The organism is Arthrobacter sp. Cr_A7 (genome assembly GCF_029222765.1).
In the GTDB taxonomy this organism is placed as follows: Bacteria; Actinomycetota; Actinomycetes; order Actinomycetales; family Micrococcaceae; genus Arthrobacter.
In genome coordinates this window covers 1-7,581 of the sequence record NZ_JARHXQ010000057.1, presented here as the reverse complement: position 1 = coordinate 7,581, position 7,581 = coordinate 1, and the positions used below count along the sequence as shown (strand labels likewise).

Sequence of the window (7,581 nt, the reverse complement as noted above, 5' to 3'; positions counted from 1 at the left end):
GGTGTAACCGTGACTCCGCAGTGCAGCCGGCGGGTATGGTCCACCGTCCGGGGCGTACCGGTGAGGGTGACCGTTGCCTGCAGGCGGATGTCCCCGCTTGAGGCGCCGAAGCCGAGTTCCAGGTCACCGGGCTCCACGATGCGCCGTCCGTCACGGCCGGTAAAGGATGCGACGTCCGCGGGGACCGTGAAGGCAACGCGGGCGGAGGCACCCGGTTCCAGGGGGACGCGGGCATATCCCACGAGCCGCTGCTCCGGGCGGACTACCGATGCCACCGGATCGTGCAGGTACAGCTGGACCAGTTCCGTTCCTGCCCTGCCGCCCGTGTTGGTGACCGTGATGCTGGCCTTGGCCTCGCCGTCCACCGGTACAGCGGCGGCGCCGTCAACAGTCAGGCCGCTCCACTCAAAGGTGGTGTAGCTCAGGCCGTGGCCGAACGGGTAGGCCGCGGCGGGATCAATGTTGGAGACGCTGCTGGCGCGGGCCAGCCGGGACGCCAGATAGGTCGAGGGCTGCGCCCCCGGCCGGGCGGGAATGCTCACGGGCAGCCGGCCGCTGGGATTGACGCGGCCGCTGAGGATCTTTGCAACAGCAGGGCCCCCTTCCTCTCCGGGGAAGAACGCCTGCACAATCGCTGCGGCGTTCTCGACGGCCGAGCCCACAGCGTACGGGCGACCTGTAAGGAGCACCACCACCACCGGCACGCCGGTTTCGATCAGCCGGTCCAGCAGTTGCTGCTGGACTCCCGGAAGCACCAGGGATTCCACGTCGCAGCCTTCGCCGCTGGTTCCGCGGCCGAAAAGTCCGGCGCGGTCGCCCAGGACGGCGATGACGACATCCGCGGAGGAAGCGGCAGCAACGGCTTCGTCGAATCCTTCGCTGGAATCGCCGTCGATGGAGCAGCCGGCGGTGACGGAGAAGGAGCTGTCAGGGAACTCCGACCGGAGGGCCTCGGCCACGGTGGGCAGTTCGATGCCGACCGGAACGTCCGGGTGCTGTCCACCAACGTGGGCGGGGAAGGAGTAGCAGCCCAGGAACGCCTGGGTGTTGTCGGCGTTGGGTCCGACGACGGCGATGCGGCCGGGCGTGCGCAGCGGCAGGATGCCGTTGTTGCTGGCGAGGATGATCGATTCCTCGGCAATCCTGGCTGCGAGTTTCCGGTTGGCCTCAGTGTCCAGGGTGATGCTGCCTTCAAGGCCGGCGGTATCCTGCAGATTGGCCTCTTGCAGGGCAGGCGGAACCGCCGACCAGTCAGTATCCAGCAGGCCCAGTTCGATCTTCTGCACAAGGACGCGGCGCAGGGCGCGGTCCACCATGCTGACGGGGAGACGGCCCGCTTCAATTTCGGCGATAAGGTGCTCGCCGAAGGCGTGCACGGTGGGAAGTTCGACGTCGACTCCCGCGGACAGTGCCGCGGCTGCAGCTTCACCGAGGGACCCTGCGATGCCATGCAGTTCCTTGAGGAAAGCAATACCAAAGTAGTCGGCCACAACCGTGCCGCTGAATCCCCAGGTGTCGCGGAGGAGCCCAGTGAGCAGGGAAGCATCGGCGGCGGTGGGGACGCTGTCCATGTCCGTGTAGGCATGCATGACCGAGCGGACGCCCGATTCCCGGATGGCCATCTCGAACGGCGGCAGCAGGACGTCGGCCTGCTCACGCGCGCCGACGGACACAGGTGCCAGGTTCCGGCCGGCCTTGGACGCCGAGTAGCCCACGAAGTGCTTGAGCGTGGCGATGATGCCGCTGCTTTCCAGGCCCTGGATGTAGGCGGTGGCCAGGGTCCCGATGAGGTAAGGGTCCTCGCCGATGGTTTCCTCCACCCGGCCCCAGCGGGCGTCGCGCACGACGTCAAGGACGGGGGCAAGGCCCTGGTGCACACCTACGGAGCGCATGTCGGTGCCGATCGCGGCACCCATGATGCGGATGAGGTCTGCGTTGAAGGTGGCTCCCCAGGCAAGGGGAACCGGGTAGGCCGTGGCCTGCCAGGTGGCGAAGCCGGCCAGGCATTCCTCGTGGACCAGGGCGGGGATGCCGAAGCGGTTGGCCGCGGCAATGCGCTGCTGGGTCCGCTGGAGCGACAAGGCGCCCAGGGCCGGGTCCACGGGTGCGGTCCCGAACGGCCTGGTGAGTTGTCCGAGGCCGTTCGGCAGGATTTCGTCCAGGTCGACGGGAGGGTTCATCTCGTTCTGGTGCGGGGCCACTTCGCCCCCTTCAGTGGAGGCGCCCACCCAGACCCCGAAGAGCTGGCCCGTCTTCTCCCGAAGGGTCATGGCTGCGATGAGGCTTTCGGCACGTTCCTGCGGTGTGGCGTCGGTGTCGCGCCAAGGCGCGTTGTGAGTTGCGGTTTCGGTCATGATTACTTTCCGCCAGCGCCCATCAGGCCCTGGACAAGTGCGCGGCGCGCGAAGAGGTAGACAAGAAGTACCGGCACCATGGACAGTGTCACGGCGGCCAGGAGCCCGGGAATGTTGATGCCGAACTGGGTTTGGAAGTTGAACAGGCCCAGCGTGACCACACGGGTGGACTCGGACTGGGTCAGGATCAGCGGGAAGAGGAAGCCGTTCCAGGCCTGGAGGGCCGAGAATACGGCGATGGTGGACAGGCCGCCCTTGGACAGCGGCAGCACCAGGCGCAGGAAGGACTTGGCCGGGGTAGCGCCGTCCATGGCCATGGCCTCGTACAGCTCGGGGGTGATGTCCCGCATGGTTCCGCTGAGGATGATGGTGCAGATCGGCAGGGCGAAGGCCGCGGTGGGGAGGATGACGCCCAGCAGGTTGTCGTAAAGGCCCACAGTGTTGATGAGGTAGAACACGGGGACAATGACGGCCTGGGCGGGGATCGCGAGGCCCAGCAGGAACAAGCGGAAGATGGCCGAGGCGGCGCGGCTCTGGCTCCGCACGATCGCGTAGCTCAATGGCGGCACCAGGAGCAGGACCAGGCCCACGACTCCGACGGTAACGATGATGGTGTTCAGGAAGTAACGGCCAAAGCCGCTGGTCACGGCATCCACGTAGTTCTGCAGCGTAAAGCTGGTCGGCAGGGACAGCGGCCCGTTGTCGCCGAACTCGGCACGGGTCTGGAACGTCGCGGACAGCATGACGTAGAGCGGAACAGCCACGATGGCGAGCCAAATGAAGGCTCCGATGCCGGCGAGGTAATTCGGGCGTGTTTTCATTTAGAGCCCCTCCAGCGAACTGCGCATCTTGTCGTACCCGGACAGGCGGACCACGGCGAAGGAGATGGCCGTGGAGATGACGACGAGGACCAGCGCAATGGCACTGCCGGTGCCGAAATCGAACCGCCGGAACGCTTCCTGGTACATGTGGAAAGCGGTGATGGTGGTACCTGTGCCCGGTCCGCCGTTGGTCAGGATGAGGACGGTTTCAAAAGTGGTCAGGCCGCCGACCACCATCAGGATCACTGACGTGATGATGCTGTTCTTCAGCTGCGGCAGGGTGATGCTGAAGAACTGCCGGACGGTGCCGGCGCCGTCGATTGACGCGGCCTGGTACAGGACGGGCGGGATCTGCCGGGCGGCGCCTTGGTAGATCAGCGTGTGGAAGGGCGTGAACTGCCACATGCCCACGAAGATCAGCACCGCGATGGCGCCGGTCTGCGTGCCAAGGATGTTGCCGTCCCCGAACAGCCAGGACATCTGGCCGGGAATGCCGAAGTTAGGGTCAAGAAGTGCCCGCCACAGCACGGAGATGGCGGCCGAGGAGAGCAGCAGCGGCACGAAGTAGACAGCGCTCAGGATGGCGCGGTTCTTCTGGTTGCCGGCTGCCCAGACGCCGAGCAGGATGCTGAGCGGAGTCTGCGTGACGATGCCGAGCACAATGAACAGCAGGCTGAGCCAGAGGCTCTGGAGCATGACCGGGTCTGCGAAGAGGGCTTCCCAGTTCTTGAGCCCGACGAACTTCGGGTCGCCAAGGCCGCTCCAGGTGGTGAAGGAGAGCACGGCCACCGCGAGGAGCGGGACAAGTGCGAAAAGGGCAAAGAATATGCTGGCAGGAAGGGCCCAGACAAAGCCGGGGCGGCCCACGTTGGAGCCGCCCCGGACTGCCGGGCGGCCCTTGGCGGGGCCGCCCGGATGTGCCGGGCGCCTGCGTTGTGCAAGCGTCGTCGTCATTGTTGTTTCCTAGAGGCTCTGCATGGCCTTGATGAAGCCGTCTTCGTCGATCTGTCCGCTGAAGAACTGGGCGACGGCGGTGTGGATGGTGACAGTTGCTTCCGGCGGGTACGCCTGGTCCCAGGAGAGCTGGAAGGAAGGTGCTTCCTTGACCAGGTTGAACTGGTACTTGGCGTATTCCGGATCTGCTGCCTTGTCGAGGAACTTCTCGGTGTTCGTGGTGGTGGGCAGGTTTCCGATGCCCACCTGCTCCTGCACGAACTGATCGGAGTACATGAGCTTCAGGAAGTCGCGGGCGGCTTCCGGGTAGCGCGTGTTTTTGTGGATCGAGTAGAAGTTGTTGGTGTTGCCCACCAGGTTGTCCTCGTCGCCGAGGCCCCCTTCAACCTTGGGGAACTCGCTGTAGCCCAGGACCTCGGCGGCGAACTGCGGGTCGCTGCTCTGCTGGGTGGCGTATTCCCATGAGCCCATCAGCTCAAAGCCCGCCTTGCCGCTGGCGAGGAGGGCGGGGGAGCCGCCGTCCGTGAACTTTACGGAATCGAAATTGGTGCCGAAGGCACCGGCGTCAACCAGTTCGCGGAGCATGCCCAGGGCCTTGCGGCTCTCTTCCGATTCCCAGACGCTGGTGTCTCCCTCCAGGGCCTTCTTGAACAGCCCTTCGCCTGCAACGCGGTCGTAGACGTACTCCACCCACATCAGGGTGGGCCACTTGTCTGCGCCACCCAGGGCGATGGGGGTGATGCCCTTGTCCTTCAGGATCTTGACGTCTTCAAGGAGTTCATCCCACGTTGCGGGAGGATTGGAAATGCCTGCGTCCGCGAGGACCTTGGAGTTGTTGAACAGCATGACGGGCTGGGTGCCCCGCATGGGGATCCCGTATGCCTTGTCATCGATGACTGCAGTCTCGAACACGGACGGCAGGAAGGCTTCCTTCAACTGCGGGTCCTCCTTGATGAAGTCGTCAAGGGGGAGCAGGAGGTCGGCATCCACGAAGTTCTTGATGCTGCCCCCGCCCCAGTTGAAGAAGATGTCCGGAGCCGTGGGCGTGTCGATGATGGTCTGGAGCTTGGACTGGTACTCCGCGCCCGGGATCTTGTCCAGGACAACCTTGACGTCGGATGTTGCATTGAAGGTGTCGATCATTTTCTGTTCGACGGTGTTCCCCGCATCGCCGTACATGGCGACGTGAATTTCATTTTCGGGCCGGCTTGCTGCGCCGGACCCTCCTGAGCAGCCGGCCATTGTCAGGCCAAGGGCCAGAGCCGCGCTGCCGGCAATCGTGCGGGCCACCCAACCGTGGTGGTTCATCTTTGAACGCCTCTCGAAAGTTTCGATACTAGGACCGAAAGTTGTTTGATGGATCACAGTCTAGGCGCGGCCATTCACCGGCGCAAGAGGTTCGCAAATTTGCGGCACAAAAACCGAAAGTATCGCTATGCTGTTTCTCATGACGAGCCCTGCTTCTTCTTCCGACGTGCGCGTTACTCTCGCCCAGCTGGCGGAGGAGGCGGGCGTTTCGCTGTCGACAATTTCGAAGGTCCTCAACGGCCGCGCCGACGTTTCCCGCAAAACCCGGACGAAAGTTGAGGAGCTCCTGGAGGAGCATGGGTACAAACGGCGAAAGGCATCGACCAGGTCGGCGCTCCTGGAGCTGGTCTTCCCGGAACTCGAAAGCGCCTGGGCGCTGGAGATTATCCGCGGCGTCGAAAATGTCGCCAAGGCGAACGGCATGAGCGTCATCCTCACCGAAAGCGGCACCAGGCATGCGCCGGGCGCAGGCTGGGTGGAGGGCGTGATGGCGCGGCAGCCCGCCGGGGTTGTCCTCGTTTTCTCCGACCTGCCGCTGGAATACCGGCAGCAGCTGGAGGCCCGCTCCATTCCCTTTGCCATCATTGATCCCGCGGGTGACCCCGCCCCCGGTGTTCCCTCCGTTGGCTCCGCCAACTGGGCCGGAGGCATGATGGCGACCCGCCACCTCATCGAACTGGGCCACACACGAATAGCCGCCATCTCCGGCCCGGAGGACATGATGTGCTCCTTGGCGCGGATCGACGGCTACAGCTCAGCCCTGAATACAGCCGGTATTCCCATCGATCGCTCCTTGATCAGGTACGGCGACTTCCACGTGGACGGCGGACGCGCCCATGCCCTGGAGCTGCTGGCCCTCGAGGAAAGGCCCACCGCCATCTTCGCGGGCAGTGACCTGCAGGCCCTCGGCGTGCTCGATGCCGCCCGCCAACTGGGCCTGTCCGTTCCCGGGGACCTGTCCATCGTGGGATACGACGACCTTCAGGTGGCACGCTGGTCCAGCCCGGCCCTCACCACCGTGCATCAGCCCCTGATCGAGATGGCCGAAGAGGCTGCCCGGATGGTTCTGCGCCTGCGGGAGGGCGAGCGGCCCAACAATCTGCGCCTGGATCTCGCGACGTCACTCGTTGTCCGCCAAAGCACTGCACCTCCAGGCCGGATCTGATCCTGGCCCCGCCTCCCGAAAGGAACCGCATGTCATCCATCGTCAACGCCAACGGTGAGCTCATCACGCTCGAGGCGGGGGACTACACGGCAGTTGTCACCACTGTGGGGGCCGGGCTGCACAGCCTGGCTTTCCGCGGCCAGGACCTGGTCCTGCCCTATCCTGCCGACGAACTGCCCCCCGCCTTCGCAGGCAAGACGCTCATGCCCTGGCCGAACCGGGTGAACGGCGGTGCGTACTCCTTCGGTGGGCAGCGTTATGAGCTGCCGGTCAACGAGGCGGCCACCGGGAGCGCGCTGCACGGGCTTGCGCTGTGGAGCGAATGGCGGGTGGAGCAGCGCTCGCAGGCCGAAGCGACCCTGGCGCACCTGCTGCACGGCGAGCCCGGGTACCCCTTTCCGCTTGCGCTCTCGGCAACCTACGCGCTGGACGCGGCCACGGGGCTGCGAATCGAGCTCAGTGCCCTCAACTGCGGCCCGGCACCAGTGCCTTACGGCTGCGGCTCCCATCCCTACCTCACGGTGGGCGGCGGGGACATCTCCACCTGCGAGTTGAGTTTCCGGGCAGGCAAGGTGCTCCTGACGGACGACAAGCTGCAGCCTACGGACCTTGTTGATACCAAGGGCACGGACTTTGACTTCTCGGACGCCCGCAGGATTGCCTCGCAGTCGCTGGACCATGCCTTCACCAACCTCCCTGAGGGGGAGTGGGACGTCATCCTCCGCAACCCTGCCGTGCAGCTTGCGGCGGTGCTGCAATCAACGGGGGACCAGGCACCCTGGCTGCAGCTCTATTCAGGAGAATTGCGCGGCCGCAAGGGTCTGGCGGTTGAACCAATGACCTGCCCGCCCGATGCCTTTAACTCTGGCCAGGACCTTGTTGTCCTGGAACCCGGCCAGTCGCACACGCTCGCGTTCACGATCCACGCCCTGGAGGGTTAGCGGATCAAACCTGTCGGCGGATCAGGACAGCCGGCACT

Annotated in this window: 6 protein-coding genes; 2 read left to right on the top strand and 4 right to left on the bottom strand. The window is 65.0% G+C overall.

What is annotated here, in order from left to right; all coding sequences use genetic code 11:
• The 4 genes from P2Q66_RS03290 to P2Q66_RS03275 form a co-directional block, all read right to left on the bottom strand.
• On the bottom strand, window positions 1-2,354 hold a 2,354-nt coding region (locus P2Q66_RS03290; RefSeq protein ID WP_275725536.1), incomplete at its 3' end, for a glycoside hydrolase family 3 N-terminal domain-containing protein.
• Window positions 2,355-2,356: 2 nt separating this feature from the next.
• Window positions 2,357-3,175 (bottom strand): carbohydrate ABC transporter permease, encoded by an 819-nt coding sequence (locus P2Q66_RS03285; protein WP_079595366.1) that lies wholly within the window; start codon window positions 3,173-3,175, stop codon window positions 2,357-2,359.
• On the bottom strand, window positions 3,176-4,129 hold the full coding sequence (locus P2Q66_RS03280) for a sugar ABC transporter permease (RefSeq protein ID WP_275725534.1): 954 nt from the start codon (window positions 4,127-4,129) through the stop codon (window positions 3,176-3,178).
• Between the two features lie 9 nt (window positions 4,130-4,138).
• Window positions 4,139-5,437 (bottom strand): extracellular solute-binding protein, encoded by a 1,299-nt coding sequence (locus P2Q66_RS03275; RefSeq protein WP_275725533.1) that lies wholly within the window; start codon window positions 5,435-5,437, stop codon window positions 4,139-4,141.
• Window positions 5,438-5,576: 139 nt separating this feature from the next.
• Here P2Q66_RS03275 and P2Q66_RS03270 point away from each other — a divergent pair, with 139 nt between their 5' ends.
• Both P2Q66_RS03270 and P2Q66_RS03265 read left to right on the top strand, forming a co-directional pair.
• Window positions 5,577-6,602 (top strand): LacI family DNA-binding transcriptional regulator, encoded by a 1,026-nt coding sequence (locus tag P2Q66_RS03270; protein ID WP_275725532.1) that lies wholly within the window; start codon window positions 5,577-5,579, stop codon window positions 6,600-6,602.
• 29 nt (window positions 6,603-6,631) lie between these two features.
• Window positions 6,632-7,543, top strand: a complete 912-nt coding sequence (locus tag P2Q66_RS03265; RefSeq protein WP_275725529.1) for an aldose-1-epimerase — start codon at window positions 6,632-6,634, stop codon at window positions 7,541-7,543.
• Window positions 7,544-7,581 lie beyond the last annotated feature (38 nt).